Annotated in this window: 21 protein-coding genes; 20 read left to right on the forward strand and 1 reads right to left on the reverse strand. The window is 39.8% G+C overall.

Annotated elements, in window-relative coordinates:
- The first annotated feature begins 73 nt into the window (after window positions 1-73).
- From PISS_RS18605 to PISS_RS18680, 16 genes are all read left to right on the forward strand, one after another.
- Window positions 74-1,717, forward strand: a complete 1,644-nt coding sequence (locus PISS_RS18605) for a M1 family metallopeptidase (RefSeq protein WP_232311367.1) — start codon at window positions 74-76, stop codon at window positions 1,715-1,717.
- A gap of 238 nt (window positions 1,718-1,955) precedes the next feature.
- On the forward strand, window positions 1,956-3,845 hold the full coding sequence (locus tag PISS_RS18610; protein WP_058156052.1) for a methyl-accepting chemotaxis protein: 1,890 nt from the start codon (window positions 1,956-1,958) through the stop codon (window positions 3,843-3,845).
- Window positions 3,842-4,948, forward strand: a complete 1,107-nt coding sequence (locus tag PISS_RS18615; RefSeq protein ID WP_016900176.1) for a GGDEF domain-containing protein — start codon at window positions 3,842-3,844, stop codon at window positions 4,946-4,948. The genes PISS_RS18610 and PISS_RS18615 overlap by 4 nt, the downstream gene beginning before the upstream one ends.
- The gene (locus tag PISS_RS18620) at window positions 4,926-5,546 is read left to right on the forward strand and encodes a DsbA family protein (RefSeq protein WP_058156053.1); all 621 of its coding nucleotides are present in this window, start codon (window positions 4,926-4,928) and stop codon (window positions 5,544-5,546) included. Before PISS_RS18615 ends, PISS_RS18620 begins: the two co-directional genes overlap by 23 nt.
- 224 nt (window positions 5,547-5,770) lie before the next feature.
- Window positions 5,771-6,523 (forward strand): DUF3450 domain-containing protein, encoded by a 753-nt coding sequence (locus tag PISS_RS18625; RefSeq protein WP_058156055.1) that lies wholly within the window; start codon window positions 5,771-5,773, stop codon window positions 6,521-6,523.
- A 10-nt stretch (window positions 6,524-6,533) separates the two neighbouring features.
- Complete coding sequence (locus tag PISS_RS18630; RefSeq protein WP_058156061.1) at window positions 6,534-7,901, forward strand: MotA/TolQ/ExbB proton channel family protein; 1,368 nt, start codon at window positions 6,534-6,536, stop codon at window positions 7,899-7,901.
- Window positions 7,902-7,904: 3 nt separating this feature from the next.
- Window positions 7,905-8,432 (forward strand): MotA/TolQ/ExbB proton channel family protein, encoded by a 528-nt coding sequence (locus tag PISS_RS18635; RefSeq protein ID WP_008111501.1) that lies wholly within the window; start codon window positions 7,905-7,907, stop codon window positions 8,430-8,432.
- Window positions 8,433-8,485: 53 nt separating this feature from the next.
- Window positions 8,486-8,896 carry an ExbD/TolR family protein gene (locus PISS_RS18640; RefSeq protein ID WP_008111500.1) on the forward strand — a complete coding sequence of 137 codons (411 nt, stop codon included), beginning with the start codon at window positions 8,486-8,488 and terminating at the stop codon, window positions 8,894-8,896.
- 6 nt (window positions 8,897-8,902) lie between these two features.
- Complete coding sequence (locus PISS_RS18645; RefSeq protein WP_058156063.1) at window positions 8,903-9,508, forward strand: energy transducer TonB; 606 nt, start codon at window positions 8,903-8,905, stop codon at window positions 9,506-9,508.
- Window positions 9,509-9,545: 37 nt separating this feature from the next.
- On the forward strand, window positions 9,546-10,874 hold the full coding sequence (locus PISS_RS18650) for a tetratricopeptide repeat protein (protein WP_058156065.1): 1,329 nt from the start codon (window positions 9,546-9,548) through the stop codon (window positions 10,872-10,874).
- 314 nt (window positions 10,875-11,188) lie between these two features.
- Window positions 11,189-12,790 (forward strand): hypothetical protein, encoded by a 1,602-nt coding sequence (locus PISS_RS18655; protein WP_058156067.1) that lies wholly within the window; start codon window positions 11,189-11,191, stop codon window positions 12,788-12,790.
- 93 nt (window positions 12,791-12,883) lie between these two features.
- The gene (locus tag PISS_RS18660) at window positions 12,884-15,595 is read left to right on the forward strand and encodes a TonB-dependent receptor domain-containing protein (RefSeq protein WP_024601015.1); all 2,712 of its coding nucleotides are present in this window, start codon (window positions 12,884-12,886) and stop codon (window positions 15,593-15,595) included.
- Window positions 15,596-15,797: 202 nt separating this feature from the next.
- On the forward strand, window positions 15,798-16,937 hold the full coding sequence (asd, locus tag PISS_RS18665) for an aspartate-semialdehyde dehydrogenase (protein WP_028834592.1): 1,140 nt from the start codon (window positions 15,798-15,800) through the stop codon (window positions 16,935-16,937).
- A 148-nt stretch (window positions 16,938-17,085) separates the two neighbouring features.
- Complete coding sequence (locus PISS_RS18670; RefSeq protein WP_058156069.1) at window positions 17,086-17,955, forward strand: MBL fold metallo-hydrolase; 870 nt, start codon at window positions 17,086-17,088, stop codon at window positions 17,953-17,955.
- 341 nt (window positions 17,956-18,296) lie between these two features.
- Window positions 18,297-20,516, forward strand: a complete 2,220-nt coding sequence (locus PISS_RS18675; protein ID WP_058156071.1) for a bifunctional diguanylate cyclase/phosphodiesterase — start codon at window positions 18,297-18,299, stop codon at window positions 20,514-20,516.
- A 178-nt stretch (window positions 20,517-20,694) separates the two neighbouring features.
- Window positions 20,695-22,653 carry a methyl-accepting chemotaxis protein gene (locus tag PISS_RS18680; RefSeq protein ID WP_058156072.1) on the forward strand — a complete coding sequence of 653 codons (1,959 nt, stop codon included), beginning with the start codon at window positions 20,695-20,697 and terminating at the stop codon, window positions 22,651-22,653.
- Window positions 22,654-22,685: 32 nt separating this feature from the next.
- On the opposite strand, the gene PISS_RS18685 is transcribed toward PISS_RS18680, so the two are convergent.
- Window positions 22,686-23,489: an ion transporter gene (locus PISS_RS18685; protein ID WP_024601010.1), complete on the reverse strand. Its 804-nt coding sequence runs from the start codon at window positions 23,487-23,489 to the stop codon at window positions 22,686-22,688.
- Between the two features lie 100 nt (window positions 23,490-23,589).
- Here PISS_RS18685 and PISS_RS18690 point away from each other — a divergent pair, with 100 nt between their 5' ends.
- From PISS_RS18690 to PISS_RS18705, 4 genes are all read left to right on the forward strand, one after another.
- Window positions 23,590-23,799 carry a hypothetical protein gene (locus PISS_RS18690; protein WP_058156074.1) on the forward strand — a complete coding sequence of 70 codons (210 nt, stop codon included), beginning with the start codon at window positions 23,590-23,592 and terminating at the stop codon, window positions 23,797-23,799.
- Between the two features lie 3 nt (window positions 23,800-23,802).
- Window positions 23,803-24,093 carry a hypothetical protein gene (locus tag PISS_RS18695; RefSeq protein ID WP_024601009.1) on the forward strand — a complete coding sequence of 97 codons (291 nt, stop codon included), beginning with the start codon at window positions 23,803-23,805 and terminating at the stop codon, window positions 24,091-24,093.
- Between the two features lie 131 nt (window positions 24,094-24,224).
- Window positions 24,225-24,419, forward strand: coding sequence for a YwbE family protein (locus PISS_RS18700; RefSeq protein WP_008468098.1), 195 nt, complete (start codon window positions 24,225-24,227; stop codon window positions 24,417-24,419).
- Window positions 24,416-24,934: a DUF4240 domain-containing protein gene (locus PISS_RS18705; protein ID WP_058156076.1), complete on the forward strand. Its 519-nt coding sequence runs from the start codon at window positions 24,416-24,418 to the stop codon at window positions 24,932-24,934. Before PISS_RS18700 ends, PISS_RS18705 begins: the two co-directional genes overlap by 4 nt.
- Window positions 24,935-25,020: the final 86 nt, after the last annotated feature.

Consider the following 25,020-nt stretch of genomic DNA (forward strand, 5'->3'; position numbering starts at 1 on the left):
AAATTATAATTATAAGAGCTTATTATTTATGTTGTTCTTGCACCATGTGATTAGGTGTTACTTGGTTGTTACATTGATATATATACTCAGTGCCTGCACCAGCAAACCTGCAAAATTAGATCCCCTAGTTGCTAATACTGGTCAACCATTATCTAGCGTGGCTCAATCAACCGATGTTATTTTCTATGATCTTAAGTTAGCCGTTTTTCCAGAAGAAAAGCAGATAGCCGGCACAGGGAAAACAGTATTTCGGGTCGTTAAAGAAACTCAGCAAATTGAACTAAAACTCGATAGTCGCTTTAGTATAAACACAGTAACAGTGGCTGATAAGAAAGCCGACTTTATCCATTCTCGTGGTGTGGTTACGATTAACTTATATGAAAAAAAATACCCGGGAGAAGTGGTTGAAGTTGCCATTAACTATTCAGGCAAGCCACATATTGCGCTTAACCCTCCATGGAGTGGTGGTTTTGTATTTAGTGAAACAAACGATGGTAAACCTTGGATAGCAACAGCGGTGCAAGGTGAGGGCTGTGATTTATTTTGGCCTTGTAAAGATCACTTTAGTGACAAAGCCGATAGTATGCGTATACGGGTAACGGTACCCACTGGATTGTATGTTGCCAGTAACGGGGTACTAAAAAATGTAACTGTATTACAAAACAAGACTACCGAGTTTGATTGGTTTTTATCTGAGCCTGCGAGTGATTACAACATTGCGCTGAATATTGGCCCATTTGAGCGCATTCAACAGCAATATACCAGTATAAATGGTACTAACATTCCTGTGGAATTTTGGGTGTTACCTGAAAATAGGCAAAAAGCCAGTAATTTGCTCACCAACGATGTTTATCAACAAATGGCATTTTTTGAATCTGTGTTAGGTCCATATCCTTGGGGGCAACAAAAACTTGGCTTTGTAGAAACGCCTCATTTAGGCATGGAACATCAAACGATAAATGCTTATGGCAAAGGGTACACTCGCGACCCTAGTGGTTATGATTGGCTTATTCAGCATGAATTAGCGCATGAGTGGTTTGGTAATTTAATGACACATGAGCAATTGAATGATGCGTGGTTACATGAAGGTTTTGGCTTTTACATGCAACCGTCTTACAGTTTATATACCTTTGGTGAGGCCGCTTATAACCATGCAATGTATAAAGCCTATTTAGGGATAAAAAACTGCCAACCTATTGTTAAAGAAGGGGAGTTAAGCTCAAAAGAAGCTTTTAACTCAGATATTTATGGTAAAGGAGGCTGGACATTACACACTTTGCGTTGGTTAATTGGTGATGAGTTATTTTGGCAAGCAACACGCGAGTTAATCTACGGGAGTAGCGACACGCAAAGTCTCAGTTACCCAATTCAATCGCGATATCGCAACACGCAGCAGTTTATTGATATTGTTAATCGCATTACAAAAAAAGACTATAACTGGCTATTTGATGTGTATTTAAAACAAGCTGCATTGCCAACACTAACCATGGAACGTCAAAATAACGTGGCCAATTTGTATTGGAGCAAAAGTGAAAAAGATGCGACGCCTTTTAAAATGCCAGTACCCATTTCAATTAATGGCCAGCTTCAAGTTTATACACCAATTGAAGGAGTCATTACCATTAAAGCTAAACCTGTTGATCATATTATTGTTGATCCACAGATGAAGGTACTTCGGCAATTACCGATCACAAGCCAGTGCCAACGAGATGAATAATTTAGATAAAGCGTTACTATGGGGATAAAATTTATCCCCATAGTGCTTTTAAACACTTATTTATCTAGGCTCTGCTAGTCTAAAAATTAAACGCACTGTGGCAAAGTCACCCTTGAAAGAACTAGTTATTTATTATTATTTTTGTTCTTTAATTTCATTGAAATCATATTTGCTAAGACATTCAGTTAAAAATTTGTTAAAAAGACACTGATAATAATGATTAATACTTAAGGTACTTATGTTTAGCTCGCTTAAATTCACCTCCAAAATCACCATTGCTGCATCATTAGTGTTAGTTTTAGTGCTAGGTATTTTCACCATAAATAATTATTTTTCAATGCGGCATCAAACTCAAGAGCAGTTATCGCTAGTACTAGAGCAAAACTCTGAGTCTGTCTCTAAAAATATTGCAAGCTGGCTAAATAATAAATTAGCGATTGTGATCTCTATCGCAAAAACATACCAAGATGACGATGCCAAGTCTTTAACGCTTTCGCAATTAAATACCGCTGAGCTTGCGGGAGATTTTAAAAATACCTACATAGGTAAATCATCGGGTACATTTATTTTAAATGATCAGAGTGTTGTACTCCCCAGCGATTTTGATGCGACTAGTCGCCCTTGGTATAAATTAGTAGAAAATAAAACAACAACGGCTTTTACAACGCCTTATATCGATGTAACGACCAACGAACTGACAATTTCTGCGGTTGCCCCTATTAATAGTAATGGCCAATTTAAAGGGGTTGCGGGGGCAGATATTGATATGCAAACCATCGCTGAAATTATTGGAGATATTGATTTTTTAGGACTCGGTTATGGTTTTTTGCTTGATAATAAAGGGCAAATATTAAGTCACCCTGATAGTAAATTAAATTCAAAAACAGTCGCTGACTTAATTGGTAAAAATGCACCGTTAGCAAGAGAATTCACCGAGTATCAAGTAGCAGGTGAAACCTCGCTGGTATCCTTTACTAAAATTCGTGGTATTGAAAACGTTGATTGGTATTTAGGTGTAGTAGTCAATAAAGATAAAGCGTATTCAAGTGTTTCTTCGTTTGGGCAAAAGGCAATTGTATTTTTAATTATTGGTATTTTAGTGATTGTTGCGTCACTGGAATTTTTACTGCGTTATTTGATGCGCCCTATGTATCGTCTCAATGATGCCATTAGAGATATAGCGCAGGGTGAAGGCGATTTAACCTGTCGGTTAAGCGTTGAAAACGATGACGAATTTGGTCAATTGAGCAATTCGTTTAATATTTTTATAGAAAAAATCCAAAATTCAATAATTCAGGTTAAATCTTCAACGCAGTTACTGGAAACGGCAGTTGCTAAATTGGTTACGCAGACAGACTCAACATTAACTATGTATGATGACCAAAGTGAGCGCACCAACAGTGTGGCGTCGGCAATTAATCAGTTTTCAGCTACCTCAACAGAAATTTCAACCAGCGCCAGTAATGCCTCGACGCTTGCCAAAGATGCAGATCAATACTGTGCTAAGAATCAACAGACCCTCACAAACAACGTTTCAAGTATTCATCAACTGTCACAAAATATAGAGCAAGCGCAAGAAACCATAAATAGTTTAGACTCGCATACCGCTAATATAGGAAATGTATTGGCAGTAATAAAAGGGGTGAGTGAGCAAACCAATTTGCTGGCTTTAAATGCGGCGATAGAAGCGGCTCGTGCTGGTGAAGCGGGAAGAGGATTTGCGGTTGTCGCTGATGAAGTAAGGCAACTTGCACAGCGTACTCAGCAATCAACCCAAGAAATAGAAAACACCGTCATTGAATTACAAAAAGGTTCAAGCTCTGCCGTTGAGCTTATGAAAACCAGTTTAGAAGAAAGTGAAAAAAGTGTTCAGCAAGCGGATGCGGTTGGCGATGTAATGAAACAAATAATCAGCGCGATAAAGCAAATAACCGACGCCAATCATAGTGTCGCTAATGCTACGGATGAGCAAAACCAAGTGGTTAAGTCATTACATAGTGATATTCACGTTATCAGCGACTTATCGACTCAAGGCCAATCAAACCTAAATCTTACTTTGGAAGAGTGTACCAAACTTAAGCATCAATTTAGTGACTTAGAACGCATGGTTAAAAAATTCAAAGTATGATCAGTAAAACAAAAATAAATAAGCCAAGCTGGCTCAATTTAATCAATATTGATAGCGTTTATAGCTTTGATAAACAACGCCAAGTATTTTCGTTATTTACCATGATAGCGATTGCCTTGGTGTTAATTACCTATTTAGTAATTGCCAATCATCACGTGTATGCACCAATCCTTACTATTGCGTTAATTGTGGTTAACGTAACGATTGTAGGGTGTATTATTTATTTTATGAAAACAAAGCAGATTGATGCAATCGCCCTCATCACTTTAGTGATTGTATTTGTGATGTGCTTAGCTTTGGTATACACCGGCGGTAAAGAAAACACTGCTTTATATTGGCTAATGTTTTATCCCGTTGCTGTATTTGCCATACTGGGTGTGAAGTTTGGCGCCTGGTTAAGCAGTGCCATGTTATTGAGCTGTATTGTTATGTTGTATGGCCCTGATATGGGGCAAGTTATTTATGGCGCGGTAGAAAAGACCCGTTTTGTTGCTGCATTTTCACTGGTGTTAGTGTTTTCGTTTATAGGTGAGTATTTTCGTCACCGAAGCCACCTTGCCATTGCTGATATCACCTTAGAGCAAAAACAGCATGCTCATACCGATCAGCTTACCGGGGCGCCTAATCGTCGTTTTATTACCTCACATTTTTTAAAGCTCGCTGCTTCAAGGCCAGAACATTATTTGCCGCTGTCTATTTTACTCATTGATTTAGATAAGTTTAAACAATTAAACGACACCTACGGACATGATTTTGGTGATACGGTTTTAATTGAATTTACTAAGTTATTAGAGTCTCAGTTTCCTGCAACAGCGCTTAAAGCACGTTATGGCGGCGAAGAGTTTGTGGTTATTTTACCGCAACAAACAACCCTTGAGGCCAGCATTTTGGCCAACCGTTTTAGAGAATGTGTGCAAAACCATGTGATGCTAACCGACAAACATCAGCGAGTATCATTAACGTGTAGTATGGGTATTGCTCAGGCTAACAGTGTAGATGATTATAATAATGCGTTAAAGCAAGCGGATCAGTATTTATACAGCGCTAAGGCGCAAGGTAGAAATAAGGTGGTATCTGTACATGATCAACACGCCTCAGAGTAAATTGATATATGTACACGACCCTATGTGTAGCTGGTGCTGGGGTTATAAACCTACATGGCATGCGCTTGAGGCTGCCTTGGCAAACAAACTTCCCATTGAGTACAGAGTGGGTGGTTTAGCTGCAGATACTGACTTGCCAATGAGTCAGGATATGCAGTTGCAACTACAAGCCATATGGCAAAAAATTAGCAGCCAGTTAGGCACAGAGTTTAACTTTGATTTTTGGCGAGACTGCCAACCTCGCCGTTCTACCTATCCCTCTTGCAGGGCCGCTTTAATTGCCCGCAGCTTCAACAAAGAACCACAGATGATAGCGGCAATACAGCAGGCATATTATTTACAGGCACAAAACCCATCGGATGAAGCGGTTTTAATTAAACTGAGCGAAAAAATTGGTTTAGATCCCCGTTTATTTGCTCAACAGTTACACTCTAATGAGCTTAAGCGTCGCTTTGATGATGAGCTTAACTATGTTCGCAGTTTACCTATTCAAGGTTTTCCGTCGTTAGTATTAATACATAACAATCGCGCTTACCCTATTGCTATTAACTACACAGATTGGCGACAAACCCTGATTGAAATACAATCATACTTGTAAACTTAATCCCACTATTTTCATCCCTGAATTGTAAAATAGGCCAATAAGGCTAATTTATTACCGTTGTCATAAAAGCGACTTTTTTACGCAACACGCTTGTCATTTTTAATCTATACACTTTCGCTCATTGAAACTATCTCGCTTTAAATTGTTTTTTTGTAAACAAGCTAAAGCGATTAATAAACACTAGCAAATCCGCTAATTAACGAGCAAAGGTGTATACGATGAAAGGCGTTAAACCATTAATTTTAGCTGGTATTGTAGCCGCAAGTGCAGCAGTCCACGCCAATGATTTAAACACGGTAATTGAGAAAAGCAGCGAAATTAATAATTTAGCTGCGCAATCACAAACAAAAATAGACAAGATTGCAGATTCAATGCAAGGGCGTTTACAGCAATTTAAAACCCTAAATAAAGAAATAGATGGCCTAGCCGTTTATAACGCACAGCTTACCAAACAGTTAAATAATCAAATAGAAGAGATGGAGTCGATTAATTTATCGATGGATCAAGTATCGATAATTGAACGCCAAATAACCCCTTTAATGCTTCGTATGATCACCGGGCTTGAACAGTTTGTTGCCTTAGATGTGCCGTTTTTAAAGCAAGAGCGTAAGCAGCGCCTTGAATCATTAAATGCAATGATGGCGCGTGCTGATATTTCATCAAGTGAAAAATTTCGTCGTGTTTTAGAAGCTTACCAAGTTGAGGTTGACTACGGACGCACTATTGAGGCGTATACCGCATTGCTTGATGTGGATAATAAAGAACGCGAAGTCGACTTTCTACGCATTGGTCGTTTAGAGCTAATTTACCTCACCCGCGATGGTAAACAAGCAGGTAGTTGGGATCAGCAGTCACAGTCGTTTGTTGCGCTACCAGATTCAACCATAAGCCAAATTAATAAAGGGCTTCGCATTGCTCGCAAACAACTTGCCCCCGATATGTTAACACTGCCAATTCACGCTGCAGAATAAGAGGTTTACCATGAAATTATTAACGAAAATGACAAAAATGGCCGTGTTTGCAGCCAGCTTAAGCTTTGTGGGCACCAGCATTGCCGCTGAGCCGATGAATTTAGATGCTTTATTAAAAACCTTAGAGCAGGGTAAATCAGCGCAATCAGAGCAAAATAAACAACGTGAACAAGAATTTGCAGCACGCCAAAATGAACAAGTGCAAATGCTTAAAAACACCCAAGCTAAACGTAACCAAATGCTTAGCGAGTCAGAGCGTTTAGAGACGCAATTTGAAGAAAACGAAATTAAATTGGCTAATCTAACTGATACCTTATCAAAGCGTATGGGTTCATTAAAAGAGCTATTTGGTGTGCTACAACAAGTCGCTGGCGATTCAAGTAACAAGTTTGCTACCTCTGTGGTATCGGCACAGTTACCTGGGCGTAGTACTTTTATGGACGAATTGGCGCAAAAAATGGGTTCAACTTCAAAGCTTGCGTCTATTGAAGATATAGAAAAGGTTTGGTTTGAGCTACAACGCGAAATGACCGAACAAGGAAAAGTAAGCCGCTTCAATACTGATGTAATTGTTGAAGGGGGCAATAAAGTACAAAAAGAAGTGGTACGTGTGGGTGCATTTAACCTTATTAGTGACGGTCAGTACTTAGAGTATACACCGGCCACCAATACCATTAGCCAGCTTACTCGCCAACCAAGTAGCCGCTTTACTGCGACTGCGGCTGATTTGCAGCAAGCAAACACGGGTGTTGTACCGTTTGCGCTTGACCCAACAGGCGGCTCAATTTTAGGTTTGTTAGTACAAGCCCCTGATACCAGCGAGCAAGTTCATCAAGGTGGTGCGGTCGGTTACGTTATTTTAGGCGTTGGTTTATTAGCGTTATTAATTGCGCTAGAGCGTTTTGTATCGCTCATGCTGATGGGTGGAAAAATCCGTCGTCAATTAAAAGACGATACAGCCCGTGATGACAACCCGTTAGGGCGCGTCATGAAAGTGAAAGATCAATACCCAAATGTGGCCTACGACACGCTTGAACTTAAGTTAAGCGAAGCCATTTTACGCGAAATGCCAAAAATCACCCGTAATTTAACGCTTATTAAAATTATCTCTGTGGTAGCGCCATTACTTGGCTTGCTCGGTACGGTAACCGGGATGATTAATACCTTCCAAGCAATTACTTTATTTGGTACTGGCGACCCTAAACTAATGGCGGGCGGTATTTCGCAAGCTCTGGTTACTACGGTATTAGGTCTTGTTGTTGCCATTCCAACGGTGTTTTTATACACCTTATTGAATACTCGCTCAAAAGGTTTACTGCTTATTTTACAAGAACAAAGTGCAGGTATTATTGCCGAGCGAAGCGAGAAAGGAGCCTAAACCATGGTGCTATTGATTGATTCAATCAATGCTATCCGTGATTTTCTCGACACGGGTGGCCAAGTGCTCTTGGTCATTGCCGTGTTAATTTTCGCGATGTGGTTATTGATACTCGAGCGATTTATGTACTTTTTTAATGGCTATCGGCACTACAAAAAAGACGTTAAAAATACGTGGAAAACGCGCAGTGAACGCAACAGCTGGAACGCAGAGCAAATACGCCAAGCCATGGTTTCACGCGCCAGCATGCGTTTAAACGCAAATTTACCGCTGATTAATGTAATGGTGGCGCTGTGTCCACTATTAGGATTGCTTGGCACAGTTACAGGGATGATAGAAGTCTTTGATGTAATGGCCATTACAGGTACAGGCAGCGCACGCTCTATGGCATCAGGTGTGTCAAAAGCAACCATACCGACAATGGCAGGAATGGTCGGTGCGTTATCTGGGGTGTTTGCCTCAACCTATTTACAACGAAAAGCAAAGCGTGAAGTTGAATTGTTGCAAGACACTATGGTGTTAGACCACTAAATAATTATTGAAAAGCGGTGAACATAATCACCGCTTATTCTAGGAGAAATAACATGAGAGCCCCATTAGGTAATTTATTCCAAGAAGACGAAGCAGAAGAAATAAACATGACCCCTATGCTGGATGTTGTATTTATTATGCTTATTTTCTTTATCGTGACAGCCTCATTTGTTAAAGAAGCGGGTATTGATGTAAACCGTCCAGAAGCGGCAACCGCAGTAAAAAAAGAGCGGGCTAACATATTAGTGGCCATTTCAGATCAAGGCGAAATTTGGATCAATAAACGTCAAATTGATGTACGCGCTGTACAAGCCAACATTGAGCGCTTAAAAGCTGAAAATCCACAAGGCAGTGTAGTTATTCAAGCTGATAAAAAAGCCACCACAGAAACCTTGATAAAAGTCATGGATGCCTCGCGTGCAGCGGGTGTATTTGATGTTTCAATAGCGGCTCAAGAAGGGTAACGAGTGATGCGTTATGTACTTGCGTTAATTATAGCGGGTGTGGTGACCTTTATGCTGTTTTTAGGTATGCAGGCATTGATCACCGGTGGTGAAGGCGCCATGACGGAGCCTGCCAAAGGGAATGTGTTAGATTTTGTCCGTTTGAAAAAAGAAGAAACGGTACAAAAAAAGGAGCGAAAACCACAAAAGCCACCAACACCTAAAGAGCCACCACCGACAATGGAATCGCCACAAATGCAAAGTAGCGATAACAACGCAGCCAGCAACAACTTTGATTTTGCTGCCAATGTCGATGCGGATGTAAATCTAGCGGGTGGTTTAGCGTTAGAAACCAGCGATGGTGAGTATTTACCCATAGTAAAAGTAGCACCGGTATACCCAAGGCGTGCGTTATCGCGTGGTATTGAAGGGTATGTCATTGTTGAATTTACAGTGACAAAGCAAGGCACAGTGAAAGACCCGCAAGTTATTATGGCCGAGCCAGAGTCATTGTTTGACAGAGCAGCGATGGATGCGGCCCTTAAGTTTAAATATAAACCGCGCGTGGTTAATGGTGAAGCCGTTGAAGTAGCCGGTGTGCAAAATAAAATTTCTTTTCAAATTAATGGTTAATTCTGTTAAGTAAGCAAAGAATGAAAGTGAGGCAATTATGAAATTAAAACTAACAACCAAGCTATTAAAGCTAAGTATGCTGTGCACTGTTGCAATCAGTGCCAGTATTGTTACACCAAGTGCATTAAGTGTACTTCCGGGTGTAAATTTGGCGACAGTACAGGCCGCTGAACAGCAAAAAACAACACGAGTACCCGCACTGCGTGAAAAAGTATACAGCCAATTGGCTCGCGCCCAAAAACTTGCGGATGATGGCGACAGTAAAGCGGGCTTGGCTGCGCTTGACAGCATACAAGCGCGCTCATCAAGTATGAACTCTTATGAAATTGCGATGATGCATAACTTTTATGGGTTTATTTATTACAATGAAAACGACCTTGTAAAAGCGATTGCTTCATTTGAAAAAGTGATTGCCGAAGACGGTATTCCAGAAACACTACGCCTGAGCACAACATTCAGCCTAGCGCAGCTTGCTATGGCTAACAGTGACTATAAAAAGGTGATTGCATTTTTAGACAAATGGGATGCTATAAACACTAAGCCTAAAACCGACGCCTATTATTTATTAAGGGCGCAAACCTACTATCAATTAAAAGACTATGAGCAAGGTCTGAGTTACATTACGCAAGCCATTAACTTAAGTGATAGCGAAGGCAAAGTACCCAAAGAAAACTGGCTGGTACTGCAACGCGCTATGTATTACTCACTTAACCAAACCGATAAAGTAGTGAGCGTACTTGAGCGTATGGTAAAGCTTTACAATAAACCTGAGTATTGGGTCCAATTAGCCGGTATGTATGGTGAAACTGGGCAAGAAAAACAGCAGCTTAGTGTTTTAGAGGCTGCTTACCAGCAAGGATTTTTAACCTCTAAATCTGATCTAAGGCAGCTTGCGCAGGTATATTTATATAATCAGCTTGCTTATAAAGCAGCCAGTGTAATGAGTAAAGCAATAGAGCAGGGGATTGCTGAACCAACTGCTAAAAATTATGCCTTTGTAGCCGAGGCCATGGTACAAGCTAAAGAAGATGCTAAGTCGATTAGTTACTTTACCAAAGCTGCAGAGCGTTCAGAGCATGGTAAATACGACCAGCGCTTAGCTGAAGTGTATGTAAACACAGAGCAGTATGACGAAGCTGCCGATGCAGCGCGAATGGCACTGGATAAAGGCGGCCTTGATTTTGAATCAAATGCGTTTGTTGCTTTAGGGATGGCGCAATACAATTTACAAAATTTTGATGCGTCTATCCTTGCGTTTGAACAAGCCGAAAAGCACAAAAAGTCGCAACGTTTAGCCCAGCAATGGATCAAATATGTAAAACGCGAAAAAGTGCATGCGCAAACATTAAAAACAACACTGCTTTAATTTTTATAGTGCGATTATTAGTTCTTAATTGACGCACTAAAAACCATTTCATAATTGCACTACTCAAACCACACTAACATTCGGTTAGTGTGGTTTTTTTGCTTGCATTTTTAAAATAACTAATTGATTTTTAATTAATTAACATTGTCATTTTATGTTTATTAAAGTGTAACTTCATTGTCATATCACTCCCGTATTGTACTTCGTATTCGATAACTCAAGTGACCTTAATGCATGAGTATCGTGCCTTAAAGTGACTTAAGTTATTACTTAATGCGCTAACACAATAATTAAATACTTTTACGGAGTGAACAATGAAATTATCTGGCTTATTCAAAATCAGCTTAGTGGCTACAGCAATGACACTTGCTGGTTGTGGTGGTGATATAGAAATTACACCAACCGTTAATGATAACAGCACCAGTACAGACAACAGTGTTAATAATTCTAATAACAACACCGGTTCAACAACTGATGATGAGGCTGTATGTGCAAGCTATGAATCAGATGCAGGCACGGTAACAGGCGTGGTCAGTGGTATAGATTGCTTATACAACGATTCATTTTCAAGTAAAACTATTTCAATTACTAACAACATTACTTTTAAAGAGTTACCTGGCGGTGGTGTACATGTATTTGCTGATGCCCTGCAAATTGGTGAAGATGGCAACACAGTTGATGGCTTTTCTATTCCAACTAATGGCCCAACTATGACTGTAGAGCCTGGCGCAACGCTTGCGTTTCAATCAGGTGAAGCGATTTTACGTATTGCACGTGGTGCAAAAATTCAAGCCGTGGGTACAGCAGAAAAGCCAGTAGTATTTACCTCAGCTAATGCCTTTGACCGTTTTGATACAGCTGGTGAAGGTGCACGTTATGCTGACTGGGGTGGCATTATCATTAATGGTCAAGGTATTACTGACCAATGTACAGATGCAGAGCGTGATGGCGGTACATGTAACGTAGCCTCTGAAGGTATAACAAGCTACTTTGGTGGTAACGATAATAGCGATTCAAGCGGTAATATTAAATGGGCTAAAGTATGGTATGCAGGCTCTGGCCCTCGCGTAGGTGGTGAAGGCGATGATTTAAATTCATTAACACTTAATGCTGTTGGTTCAGGCTCTGAGTTTGATTACATTCATATTCACCAAGGCTTTGATGACGGTATTGAAATCTTTGGTGGTGCAACCACGCTTAAGCATATTGCAGTGACTGATACTCAAGATGATTCGTTTGACTTTGATGCCGGTTGGCAAGGTAAGGCGCAGTACTTATTTGTTCAACACGGTACGGTAACGCTTAACGATGGTTCTGTGGTTAATATGGGTAATAATGGTTTTGAGTCTGACGGCGTTAAAGGTTCATCTTCTGCTCAAGTGTCACCTTCAAACCCGATGGTTGCTAATGTGACTGTGATTACTACTGATGACAATTCAGTTCGTGATGATGACCCTTCACAAGCTTACAAGTTTGATGATCAATTTAATTCAAGCATTTATAACGCGTTAATTGTTAAGAAAAACGCAGTTAATACACAATGTATCGAATTCTCGGGTGATGGTGAAAAGCAAGCCGATAACATTTCTTTTACTAGCTCAGTAATGGCATGTTCAAATAATTTCGCTAATACAGATACCTTTGCTGGTGGTCCGCTTGCAGGACAAACTAAAACAGCATGGTTTGAAAATGGCGGTGCGAGTGAAATTTTAACAGATGATGTCTCTGTACTTGCTGCTAATGGTTTTGCTACTAATACGGCTTCTACAGATGTGAGCGTTACAGCCACTGATTTAAGTACAACAGATTCGTTCTTTGAATCGGTAAATTACATCGGTGCCGTATCGGACCAGGATACAACGTCAAATTGGTATAAATGGGTTGAAGCAGCAGTAGCCGCGGCTAACGCAGACTAATTTAGCACTATTTATAAACTTCTGAAGGCGCCTTGGAGCTTGCATAATAAGCGTTTGGCGCCTCTTTTGTATAATCTGATCAGGATGTATCTTATGTCTAAAAAGCATAGACTTAATCAAATTACATGGGCGATTGGTTTAGGGCTGTGTGCCCAATCTGTAAGCCTATTTGCTGCGCAAAATGATGTTGATGTAGCCCAAGAAATAGAAGAAGTAGTGGCAGTAGGTACGCGCTTACAAGGCAGTGCTGCTGCTGTGGTTGAAGAGCGAAAAAATCAAGCCTTTGTAGCCGATATTTTAGGCTCAGAGCAATTAGCACGTACTGGCGATAGCGATGCCGCTTCTGCCCTTAGGCGTGTAACCGGTTTGACCCTCGTTGATGGCAAGTTCATTTATGTACGTGGTTTAGGTGAACGTTATTCGAGCGCACGTTTAAATGGCGCGTACATACCCAGCCCCGATCTAACTCGCAATGTGATCCCGCTTGATATTTTTCCCGCTAGTATAATTTCAAGCATGGCAGTACAAAAAGCTTACTCACCAAATATGCCCGCCGCGTTTGGTGGCGGTAATATTGACATTAGAACCAAAACTGCACCGAACGAGTTTACAGCGGGTGTAGAGGCGGGTGTTGGTTATAACACTGCTGCAAGCGACGGCTTTACTTACAACCGTAAAGAAAGCGGACTACCTGATGCGTTATCATCTGCAATAACACAATACCGAGGTGATTTTGGTATTGGCAACATAGTAGAACGCGATGGCTTAGTCGATGGTGACACAACGCGTGCAGAGCAAGCGACTGCGATTAATAACGAATTGCTTAAGTCGTTACCGCGTGGTTATGAGTTAAAAGAAGACTCTCTCGATCCACAATACAATATTAAAGCCCATTACGGTGATAGCTTTAGCGAATCTTACTTTGGCGGCAAGTTAGGCTTTATGCTTTCTGGCGCTTATAAAAATGAGTGGGATTTTGAAGACCGATTTAGCTCAGTGATAAGCCAAGATTTAAAAAATGAAGACGGTAAAATTGACTGTACGACAGCGCTAAATACTGCAGATGATGTCGCAAATTCATGTTTTAATACTGTAAAAAATTCCCAAGTGACCACAGAAAACGAGCGTTATAATGCGTCATTTAGTTTAGGCTATACCTTAGGTACTCACAGTATATCAGCGCAGCAGCTATACATTATTGATAATGAAGATGAGTCTGAAATTGCTATTTCGCAAAGTCCAGCGGGTAGTTCAACATTTAGTATTGCAGGGGATGGCGTTGCTAATCGTAACCATACTTTTAACTACGAAGAGCGACAACTCAATATTACCCAGTTTATTGGTCAGCACACCTTTTTAGATTACATGGGGATTGGCGCTGATTGGCAGTATACCGAAGCGAAGGCAACAACGGATATTCCGACGAATGCTGATTTTGAATTTCGCGATGAGTACAACACAGACGGGTCGTATGTAGGTTCTCAAATCACGGGTGATGATAACCGTGTGATTATGTCATACACCAACATGGAAGAACGAGTTAAGTCTTACAGTGGTAATTTAAACTTACCGCTTAGCTTTGACAGCATGGATGTTGAATTTAAAGTAGGGTATGACTTTTCAGATAGAGCGCGTATTTTTAATACCTCAAGTTTTGCTATTAATAACAGTGGTGGTGCTGGTATCACTATAAATGATGGCAGTGATAATGCGCTAAATAATAGCGGGTATCTAAGCGATGAATTTATTAATAATAACGCGATACTCGTTGATTTTAACGAACCAACAGCTCCTGATGCGGATGATTACCTAGCAGGACAAAAAGTAGATGCGGGTTACGCCTCGTTTGATGTGTTTTATGATCAATGGCTACGAATTAGCGGTGGTGTACGCTATGAACAATTTAAACAAACGTCTATTGGTACATCTAGCCTAATATTTGATCAAGATGACTTAAATACTTTCTATGACCCTGAAAAAATTCAAGCAGGCTCTATTGTTTCCGACGATTGGTACCCTGCGCTTTCTGTTACCTATGTAGGCGCTGATAACTACCAAATACGTGCAGGCTATGGTGAAACGGTAGTTCGTCCGGATTTTCGTGAAGTAGTACCGGTTACTTACTTTGACCCACTTACCGATATTAGAACATTTGGCCGTACAGGGCTTAAAAGTAGCCCAATTAAAAACTATGACCTACGTTATGAATATTACGGTGAAGCTGGTAATTCGTTTAGTGTGGCTGCCTTTTACAAAGATATTACTTCACCCATTGAAACGGTTCTAAATATTGGCGATGAAGACTATTCAGCCTCATTTATCAATGGTGAAACCGCTGAGGTCTACGGTATAGAAGCTGAATGGTTGCAAGATCTTACGTTTTTATCTGAAGGGTTATTTACCAGTGGTAATATAACTTTGAGTGATTCAGAAGCGTCTATCGATCCTGCGCTTGCGGGCACCTTAACTAACCCTAAAAAACGTATGACGGGTCATTCAGAGTACGTAGTTAATTTACAACTTAACTACGATTCACTCGACGGAATGCACAGTAGTTCTTTGGTTTATAACGTATTTGGTGAACGTATTTTAGCAGCAGGTGTTGCGAGTCGAGATGATGCTTATGAGCAGCCATTTCATTCACTTGATTTAGTTTATACCTTTTACCCTGACTTTAACTCTAAGGTGAAGTTTAAAGTTAAAAACCTACTTAATGAAGATCAGGAAGTATCGCAATCAGATATTATTGTTCGCTCTAAAGAAGTCGGTATGAACTTTGATATTAGTTATAGTTACGAGTTTTAAGTAAAAGCCCAAGGATAGGATTTATAACAACGCCTAACTACTCATTAGCCCTGTATTTTATACAGGGCTTTTTTATGTGTATGAAAAATATTTAAGTTACAGTTTATTGACTAGTTTTAGCGTGCTGGTGGTGTTAGCTTAGGGCTGTAAAAATTAAATCTCACGCAATGAATTTTTAATTTTTAATGTATAGGCTCCTTTTATGAATCAAACAGTGGAACAAACAATGAAAAAAGTAGGATTAGTCGGATGGCGCGGCATGGTAGGCTCAGTGTTACTAGAGCGAATGGAACAACAACATGATTTTGCACATATCGACACCACCTTTTTCACCACCTCACAAGCAGGTCAGCTTGGCCCTGAGTTAGCGGGTGCAGCTAAACCGCTTTTAGATGCCAGCGATATTTCTGAGCTTGCAAAAATGGACATTATTGTTACCTGTCAGGGTGGCGATTATACCAATGCGGTGTATCCAAAATTACGTGAATCAGGTTGGGATGGCTATTGGATAGATGCAGCCTCTGCACTGCGTATGAGTGACGACAGTATTATCGTACTTGACCCTGTTAACAAAGATGTCATTGAACAAGGGCTAGAGCAAGGCGTTAAAACCTTTGTAGGTGGTAACTGCACGGTTTCACTTATGCTACTAGCGCTGGGTGGTTTATTTGAGCAAGACCTAATCGAATGGGTAAGCCCAATGACTTACCAAGCAGCATCGGGCGCGGGTGCACGCAATATGAAAGAACTCATAGCTCAAATGGGGGCTATTCATGCAAGTGTTGCACAGCAACTAGATAACCCAAGTTCAGCTATTTTAGAAATTGATAAAATAGTCAGCGAAAAAATGGCATCAAGCGATTTGCCACAAGACCAGTTTGGTGTGCCACTGGCGGGTAGCTTAATCCCATGGATTGATGTGCCTATGCCAAGCGGTCAATCAAAAGAAGAGTGGAAAGCGCAAGTTGAAGCCAACAAAATCTTAGGCTCATCTAAACAACCTGTGCCTATTGATGGTTTATGTGTACGCATTGGTGCAATGCGTTGTCATAGCCAAGCGATGACCATTAAATTACGTGAAGACATTAGCGTAGAAAAAATAGAAGAAATTTTAGCCTCGCACAATGAGTGGGTTAAAGTAATTCCTAATGAGCGTGACATTACCAGTACCGACTTAACCCCAGTTAAAGTAACCGGTACGTTAAGTATACCTGTTGGCCGTATTCGCAAACTCGCCATGGGGCCAAAATATATTAGCGCTTTTACCGTAGGCGATCAGCTTTTATGGGGTGCAGCAGAGCCACTGCGTCGTATGTTACGTATTATTGTTGATAATAAATAATATTTACTTTGAGGGTTAGCATTGGCTAGCCCTTTTTATTTAATAATTAAATCGCTAATATCTTCATGGCCTTTACCAACGTTTATATTATTGCTTCCGGTCATTTTTATTAATTCAAGTGATGAGTTCAGACTTATTGGAGAATATTATGCACAGTAAATTTCATGTTCACGCATTTCTTGATGACGATAGCGAAACCTTTAGTTATGTTGTTTCTGATAGTAACTCTCAGCAAGCAATCTTGATTGATCCCGTTTTAAATTTTGATTATAAATCAGGTCGCAGCTGTGAATCAGGCGCCAAAAAAATCGGCGAGTACCTTCAAAGCCATTCTCTTTCATTAGAGTGGGTTCTCGAAACACATGCTCATGCTGATCATATCTCTGCAGCTCCTTATTTTAAAAAACACTTTGGTGCTAAAATCGCCATAGGTGAACATATCAAAACGGTACAACAAAGCTTTAAGGCGCTATTTAATCTTGAAAAAGAATTTTTACCCAATGGGGCTGATTTTGACCGACTATTAAAAGATGGAGATAGTTTTAATGTTGGCCAGTTATCAATACGAGTGATGCACACACCGGGGCATACACCCGCCGACTTAGTTTACATTATAAATGAAGAGGCCATTTTTGTTGGTGATACGATTTTTATGCCTGACGTAGGCACAGCAAGGTGTGACTTTCCAGGTGGTAGCTCTGAAACATTATACGATTCAATCCAGAAACTACTCTTGATGCCCGATGAGGCAACAATTTATGTATGCCATGATTATCCGACTGAAAAACGAAATCACCGTTTTGCGGTCACAGTAAAAGAACAAAAAGAAACAAATATTCATGTAAAGACTAAAATAAGCAAAGAGCAGTTTGTTGAAATGCGCGATAGCCGTGACGAAGAATTACCTATGCCTCGCTTAATTTTACCTGCTATTCAAATGAATATTAGAGCTGGCAACCCACCTCCCGCTGAAGATAACGGCATAAGCTACCTTAAAATTCCCTTAAACCAATTATAGTTCAATATCATAATGATTATTCGGATAGAGTAATAAGCACAAGTAAATTTATTGTATTTAGATGAGCGCTTAACCATCTCTCATACCTGAATATAGCATGGTTATTTTTATAAAATAGGCGTGATAATTTTACGTTGCAACATCGTATAACTACCTAATAATTATGATAAGTTGCTTAAATCCGTTTTAGTGCCTACTATTAATGCTCAACCAAACACACGTTTTACTCTCTATAATAATACTAACGCAAAATGCTATTAAAATGTTGCATTTATTCGCCAGTTTTACGTATAAACCTGACTACAGGTTTTTTATGATATTTATATTCTTGGGAAGCATAAATGAATAGCATTGAGCAACTTCAGTCTGAATTAGCTATCGCACATTCTCGAATATCTGAGCTAGAAACAAGCTCAGCCCAAAGCCATATCTTTTTAAATATTTTTAATTCCTCGCCTTTGCCTTTTGCATTAAACGACATATATGGAAATATTATTAATGTAAACCCCATGTTTACAAGGCTTTATGGTTATAAACTTAGCGATATTCCCACACTAAATGATTGGTGGCCCAAAGCCTACCCAAACCCTAAATACCGTGAATGGGTGATCAGTTCATGGGAAAAAAACACTGAGCGAGCAAAAAAAACAAATACCGACTTTGAACCTATAAAGTTAGATGTACATTGCAAAAATGGTGCACAACGAACCGTGCTTGCCAGCTGTGCGCCCTTAACCGATTTTGAGCAAATGTATTTGGTGATTTTTTACGATATTACTGATTTAACGCAGGCAAATAGTAAAATAAATATATTATCTGACTCATTGACGCAAATGACTCTTTCATTAGAGCAGCAACATAAAGAACTTATTCTCGAAAAAGAAAAAGCGCTAGCCAATGAAGAGCGTTTGAGTTTAGCCATGCAAGGCGCAAATGATGGCTTATGGGATTGGGATATAGCCAACGATAAAATGTATTACTCACCCCGCTGGAAATCAATGTTAGGTTATGCAGAGGACGAATTGGTTGATCATTTCTCAACCTGGGAAGGCTTGTTACACCCTGACGACCTAGAACAAACGCTTGCGCAGATCCAATCTTTTATAGATGCGAAAATAAAAAAATATGAAGTCGAATTTAGAATGCGCCATAAAGACGGCCATTATATCAATATTTTATCTCGTTCTTTCATGGTTGAAAGTGAAGAAGGGGAGATCACCCGTTTAGTCGGTACTCATATTGATATTACAGCACGAAAAAAATCAGAGGAAAAACTCAGTTATCAGTCTACTCATGACTCACTAACGGGGTTGCTAAACCGCAGAGAGTTTAAACGTCGAACAGAGCTACTACTTGCTGTTCCTGCTCATAATAGGCCTGTTCATGCTTTATGTTATATGGATCTCGATCAATTTAAAGTTGTAAACGATACTTGCGGTCACTCAGCGGGTGATGAATTACTTCGCCAACTTAGTTTTATTCTGAAAAAAGCTGTTCGGCAATCAGACATAGTGGCGCGCCTTGGCGGAGATGAATTTGCTATTTTAATGGAGGATTGCTCGTTTAGTGATGCGCACCGCATAACACTCTCTATTCAAAGCGCTATTGAGGACTTTCAATTTATATGGGAAGGGCGAAGTTTTCGTATTGGTGCCAGTATAGGGCTAATGCAAATTACAGAAAAAGCACTCGACTTTATCGAAGTGTTAAAAGTAGCCGATGTAGCCTGCTACATTGCAAAGGATAAAGGGCGAAATCGTATTCACGTACATTATGAAAACGATAAAGAATTGGTACAAAGGCAAAGTGAAATGCTGTGGGTAAACCGCATTCAATACGCGATTGATGAAGACAGCTTTCGCCTGTATGCACAAGCAATTGAGCCACTGACCAGTGATTCAAATAAACATTACGAACTGTTACTAAGAATGATTGATGAGCATGATAATGTTATATCGCCTGGTGCATTTTTACCCGCAGCCGAGCGTTATCATTTAATTGTAAAAGTGGACAGATGGGTTGTTAAAAACGCCTTTAGTTTAATTGTTCGTAACGCTGCTTTTCTTAAAAATATTAATTTTGTTTCTATTAATCTTTCAGGGCAATCGCTGACTGATGAGAGTTTTCTTGATTTTATTATCGAGCAACTACAAACGCTAGGGGTAAACAGTCATAAAATTTGTTTTGAAATTACAGAGACGGCAGCTATTTCTAATTTAGAGCTTGCAGGAAAGTTTATTAATAAGCTGAAAAAGTTTGGATGTCGTTTCGCACTTGATGATTTTGGTAGTGGGTTATCATCGTTTGGGTACCTTAAAAATCTTAAAGTTGATTATCTAAAAATTGATGGCATTTTCGTTAAAGATATCGCAAGTGACCCAATAGATCATGCTATGGTTAAAGCTATTAATGAAATAGGTCAAATTATGGGGATGAAGACAATTGCTGAATTTGTTGAAACCGAGCAAATTAAGTCTATTTTAAAACAAATGGGAGTCGATTACGTTCAAGGTTATGCTATCCATAAACCACAGTCCTTGAGTGAACTATTTGAAAAGTAACCTCCTATCTTTATTAATTAAATGATATTCATGATTTATGAAGACCGTATAAACAGTAAACAGGCGCTTAACTGTCATTGGTTGAAGACTAAATGAGTGATGTTTAAATAATAGCTAATTTCTTGCTCAATACATATTCCAAGACTATATTTTATCTAGCTTCTTGGGATGTAACTACATGAATATATCAAAAAAATTAAAGCTGTCTTTTGCATCAGCTATCGCACTGCCTTTGTTTGTAATTGCTGCTATAGTTATATCGCAAACGAGGGAGCAAGCACTCGATAATTTTTCTCAATTGAGTGAGCGAGAAGCGCGCCAAGTAGACAACGCTATTACGATGTTTTTTGCCGAAATTGCCAAAAATGTTGATTATTTAGCATCCCACACCACCATTAAAAACGCACGCACCAATGTTAAAACCCATATGGATGCTCCCAACTCAGTGATGCTTAACCATCCTAATCAAAGCCCAACAGAGCAAGCTGCATATAGCTTGTTTGACCATTTTGGCCAAACACACCCTGGACTTGCTTATATCTACATGGGAAACGAACAAGGGGGGTATATTCAATGGCCCATGGGGAAAGTAAACGCCAATTATGATCCGCGCGAGCGCCCCTGGTATATGGCAGCAAAAGCGGCTAATGGTAAAACAACGCGAACTAATGCCTATTATTGGGCCGCTGATGATTTAGTTATTGTATCTACGGTTAAAGCGATTATTGATAAAGGGCAATTAATTGGCGCCCAAGGAATGGATGTATCATTAGGCGGGCTTACCGATATTATTGCCGATATTAAATTAGGCGAAACCGGTTATTTAATGTTGATTGAAGATAGTGGCAGTGTGCTGGTGGATGTTAAACACCCAGATTACCGATTTAAAAACTTAGCAGATCTTGAGGGGGGAAAATACGCCGACTTAGCTAAAAATACCCAAGGGCTGTTTGATGTAGAGATAGATGGTAAACAATATATGGCTAATATTCATACCTCTGCTACCTTAGGCTGGAAGTTTATTGGGGTAGTAGAGAAAGCCGAAGTGATGAGCACGGCGAATACCATGGCTTATACCATATTGGTTATTAGTGCGATATTAATTGCCGTATTTGTTGCTATAGCGAGTTATATTTCTAAATTAATATCAGCCCCTATTGTTGAAGTGAGTGATGGCTTAACTGAAATATCGCAAGGTGGCGGTGATTTAACCCAACGCTTAACAATAAAAACCAAAGATGAAACCGCTAAACTGGCTAATAGCTTTAATTTATTTTTAAACTTGATCAGCGAGCTGGTAACTCAAATTAATGAGTGCGCGCAAAATGTAAGTAAAACCTCATCGCAAACTTCATCGCAAGCTGCACAATTAACAAGCTCCACCAGCCAACAGCAACAAGCTTTAGAGATGGCAGCTACGGCTATTAATGAAATGGCTGCCACCGCGAACGAAGTGTCTAGCAGTTGTGCAAATGCAGCGGATTTGGCTGTTCAAACACAGCAAGCATCAGATTTGGGGCAATCGGTTATTACACAAACTGTGGAAAGTGTGGTTCAGCTATGTGAGGTAATAAACAATGCCTCAGCAGATATTACTCAGCTAGATACTGAAAGCGAAAACATTATGTCGATACTCAGTGTTATTCGCGGTATTTCAGAACAAACTAACTTATTGGCCTTAAATGCTGCGATAGAAGCTGCACGTGCCGGTGAGCACGGACGCGGCTTTGCTGTGGTGGCCGACGAAGTGCGCGCGTTATCGCAACGAACCGCTGAGTCAACCGAAGAAGTGGCTACACAGCTTGATAAACTACGTACTATGTCATCTAAGGTATCTAAAGACATGCAACGCAGTATAGAAACCACTAATAAAACCGTCGAGCTTGCGCATTCGGCGCAGCAACAATTTAGTGAGATCACGGCATCTATCGTTCATATTAGCGATTTAAATACCCAAATAGCCACCGCTGCTGAAGAGCAACAACATGTAGCTGAAGATATAAACCGCAATGTTACTGAAATTAAAAATGCGGCTGATGAGGTGAGTGATATTGCCGTGACCACCAGTGAAAACGGCAACGAAATGAATCGTCTTTCGTCAATTTTAACGGGGTTGGTGGGTAAATTTAAAGTGTAAGGGCAAGCAAATGCATGCCCTTTTTATCCCTGCTACTTATTTTTAAGTAGTTCTTTTAATTCTGCTAGTTGTGCTTTTAATTCGTTTACTTGGCCTTGGGTGGCAGGGAGTGAGTCTATATCGGCTTGCTCTTCTCGTGCATTGCGATGCTCTTCACTCATCACTTCTAAAATAGCGCCAACCATCATATTTAAAAACACAAATGCAGTTAAAAAGATAAAGGTTAGGTAAAAAATCCAACTTAATTTGTACACGGCCATGGTTTCGTACATGACGTCAGTCCAATCTTCAAAGGTGGCTATTCTAAACAGGGTGAGCATAGAAATAGACACATCGCCCCAAAGTACCGGATTTATATCAGCAAACAACATACTGCCAGTGGCGGCATAAATATAAAATATAACGAACATGAGTAGCGCAATGTAGCCCATTTGCGGTATTGCTTTAATTAGCGAATTTACTAATAAGCGCAGTTCTGGGATCATTGAGACTAATCGTAACACGCGGAAAATACGCAGCAGTCGAGCAATAAAAATAGTAGAGCCTGCCGCGGGGTATAAACTTCCGATCACGATAATGAAGTCAAAAATGTTCCAACCTTTGGAGAAAAAGTCCTTGATACCTTTGCTGGCAATATAGCGAATAATCAGTTCAATTAAGAAAAATACCGTTATGCCTATATCCATCCAATGTAGAACGAGTTCGGCGGTTGGGTGCAATGAATAAGTATGTGCGCCCACGGTCAATGCAGAAACAACAATAACTGCAATAACAAATGATTGAAATAGTTTACTTTTATCGATACGCTGGAACAGCTCTTGTAACTGCGACAACATCATAACGTGCCCTTAACGGTTATAAATACAAAACCAGTGCAATATACAGCAAAAATAACGAAGATCAGTAGTTTTCCCGTTAAAATAGTAGGAATTTTGAATGTTAAATAATAAGTTAAAATATCTATTTTCGTTATCCGCATTATTGGTGATAGCGGGATGTAGCGGCGATAGCCGCTACCATGAAATTCAATCAGCGCGGTTGGGTGAATGCAGCTACATGGCAGATAAGGAATACCATGAGTGTGTTAAACAACAGCAAGACAGTTACAAAGAATTTAAAGAACAACAAGCTCGCGAGCAGCAATAAACGATGACCAAAACCCAAAAGCAGCTAGATAAGCGTATTCGTCAGCAGTTAACGCTCGCTTGTGAGCAAATAAAAGATACTGTGGAGGACTTTAGCTTTCTTACCCATTCAGCAGACTTAAACAATTTACCTTCTAAGTTTAAAGTAAGTTGTTATTTTATTGATGATATTGCACTAGAGCAGGCTAAACAAAAAAATCAGTTTGATTACATTGAGCAGCTTATTTGTAATGCGTTAGCCAGCTTGAACATACATATTAAAGCCAATGCCATTTCATTTTCTAAGCAGCCATAATGTGTACGATGGGTTTTGTTTATTCTTCACATTAGCTTGAATTAGGCATTTATAGGGCCTTTAAAAGCTTTAATATGGAGTGATTTTATTAAGCAGGCTATAATCCCCAAAAATAGCAAAAGAGATTATATATGGCTGTTCCAACACGTTCACAAATAACACCCGGCACTGAGGTTAATATTGTGCTTAAACAAGATCAACGCAGTGGTACTTTAACCAATGGTATTGTGTCGCGTTTATTAACCAAGTCACCTAATCATCCGCACGGTATTAAAGTACAGTTAGAAGATGGTCAAGTAGGTCGGGTAAAAGAGATCATTGCATGAGCGATTTAACCTTAACTGATTTTTGGCGATTGGTAACTGTAAACGACAGAACCGCAGAGCCTGAGTCTGTATGCCAATCCCTTAAGGCTGCATTGAGTGATTTATCCGACGAGCAGCTTATTGAATTTGATAAACAGTTTAGTATTTGTATGCGCCAAAGTTATACTTGGGATTTATTTGGTGCGGCGTTTGTAATGGCTGGTTGTAATGATGAATATGGTTTTTCTGAATTTCGTTGTTGGCTAATTTCTCGGGGTGAAGCGGTATTTAAAGCAGCGTTAGAAAACCCCGATAGCCTTGCACAGTGCACACCACTTTATTTTTTAAACGAGCAACCTTACCCGTATTTAGATGAGTATGACCTAATTGCAGGTTTGTTATATGAAGAACGTAATGACGAGGAGTTACCCTTTATCCCCTCAGGGCTTGAACAACCTAAAGGTAAGCGCTTTAAAGACAAATCTAAGTTTTTAAAACAAAATTACCCGCAATTATTTGCAAAATATTGGCAGTAAGACGTTAATATTGCATAATTCTTAACAACTTTTTGAAACATAAAACTGCGTGGATATTTAATTTTTCTATGCAGTTTCTTTGTTCT

It is taken from the genome of Pseudoalteromonas issachenkonii (assembly GCF_002310795.1).
Classification (GTDB): Bacteria; Pseudomonadota; Gammaproteobacteria; order Enterobacterales; family Alteromonadaceae; genus Pseudoalteromonas; species Pseudoalteromonas tetraodonis.

Excerpts from the sequence above, each read along its gene's own strand:
- PISS_RS18610 (WP_058156052.1), top strand. The coding sequence starts at position 1,956 with ATGTTTAGCTCGCTTAAATTCACCTCCAAAATCACCATTGCTGCATCA.
- PISS_RS18615 (WP_016900176.1), top strand. The coding sequence starts at position 3,842 with ATGATCAGTAAAACAAAAATAAATAAGCCAAGCTGGCTCAATTTAATC.
- PISS_RS18620 (WP_058156053.1), top strand. The coding sequence starts at position 4,926 with ATGATCAACACGCCTCAGAGTAAATTGATATATGTACACGACCCTATG.
- PISS_RS18625 (WP_058156055.1), top strand. The coding sequence starts at position 5,771 with ATGAAAGGCGTTAAACCATTAATTTTAGCTGGTATTGTAGCCGCAAGT.
- PISS_RS18630 (WP_058156061.1), top strand. The coding sequence starts at position 6,534 with ATGAAATTATTAACGAAAATGACAAAAATGGCCGTGTTTGCAGCCAGC.
- PISS_RS18635 (WP_008111501.1), top strand. The coding sequence starts at position 7,905 with ATGGTGCTATTGATTGATTCAATCAATGCTATCCGTGATTTTCTCGAC.
- PISS_RS18640 (WP_008111500.1), top strand. The coding sequence starts at position 8,486 with ATGAGAGCCCCATTAGGTAATTTATTCCAAGAAGACGAAGCAGAAGAA.
- PISS_RS18645 (WP_058156063.1), top strand. The coding sequence starts at position 8,903 with ATGCGTTATGTACTTGCGTTAATTATAGCGGGTGTGGTGACCTTTATG.
- PISS_RS18650 (WP_058156065.1), top strand. The coding sequence starts at position 9,546 with ATGAAATTAAAACTAACAACCAAGCTATTAAAGCTAAGTATGCTGTGC.
- PISS_RS18655 (WP_058156067.1), top strand. The coding sequence starts at position 11,189 with ATGAAATTATCTGGCTTATTCAAAATCAGCTTAGTGGCTACAGCAATG.
- PISS_RS18660 (WP_024601015.1), top strand. The coding sequence starts at position 12,884 with ATGTCTAAAAAGCATAGACTTAATCAAATTACATGGGCGATTGGTTTA.
- asd (WP_028834592.1), top strand. The coding sequence starts at position 15,798 with ATGAATCAAACAGTGGAACAAACAATGAAAAAAGTAGGATTAGTCGGA.
- PISS_RS18670 (WP_058156069.1), top strand. The coding sequence starts at position 17,086 with ATGCACAGTAAATTTCATGTTCACGCATTTCTTGATGACGATAGCGAA.
- PISS_RS18675 (WP_058156071.1), top strand. The coding sequence starts at position 18,297 with ATGAATAGCATTGAGCAACTTCAGTCTGAATTAGCTATCGCACATTCT.
- PISS_RS18680 (WP_058156072.1), top strand. The coding sequence starts at position 20,695 with ATGAATATATCAAAAAAATTAAAGCTGTCTTTTGCATCAGCTATCGCA.
- PISS_RS18685 (WP_024601010.1), bottom strand. The coding sequence starts at position 23,489 with ATGTTGTCGCAGTTACAAGAGCTGTTCCAGCGTATCGATAAAAGTAAA.
- PISS_RS18690 (WP_058156074.1), top strand. The coding sequence starts at position 23,590 with ATGTTAAATAATAAGTTAAAATATCTATTTTCGTTATCCGCATTATTG.
- PISS_RS18695 (WP_024601009.1), top strand. The coding sequence starts at position 23,803 with ATGACCAAAACCCAAAAGCAGCTAGATAAGCGTATTCGTCAGCAGTTA.
- PISS_RS18700 (WP_008468098.1), top strand. The coding sequence starts at position 24,225 with ATGGCTGTTCCAACACGTTCACAAATAACACCCGGCACTGAGGTTAAT.
- PISS_RS18705 (WP_058156076.1), top strand. The coding sequence starts at position 24,416 with ATGAGCGATTTAACCTTAACTGATTTTTGGCGATTGGTAACTGTAAAC.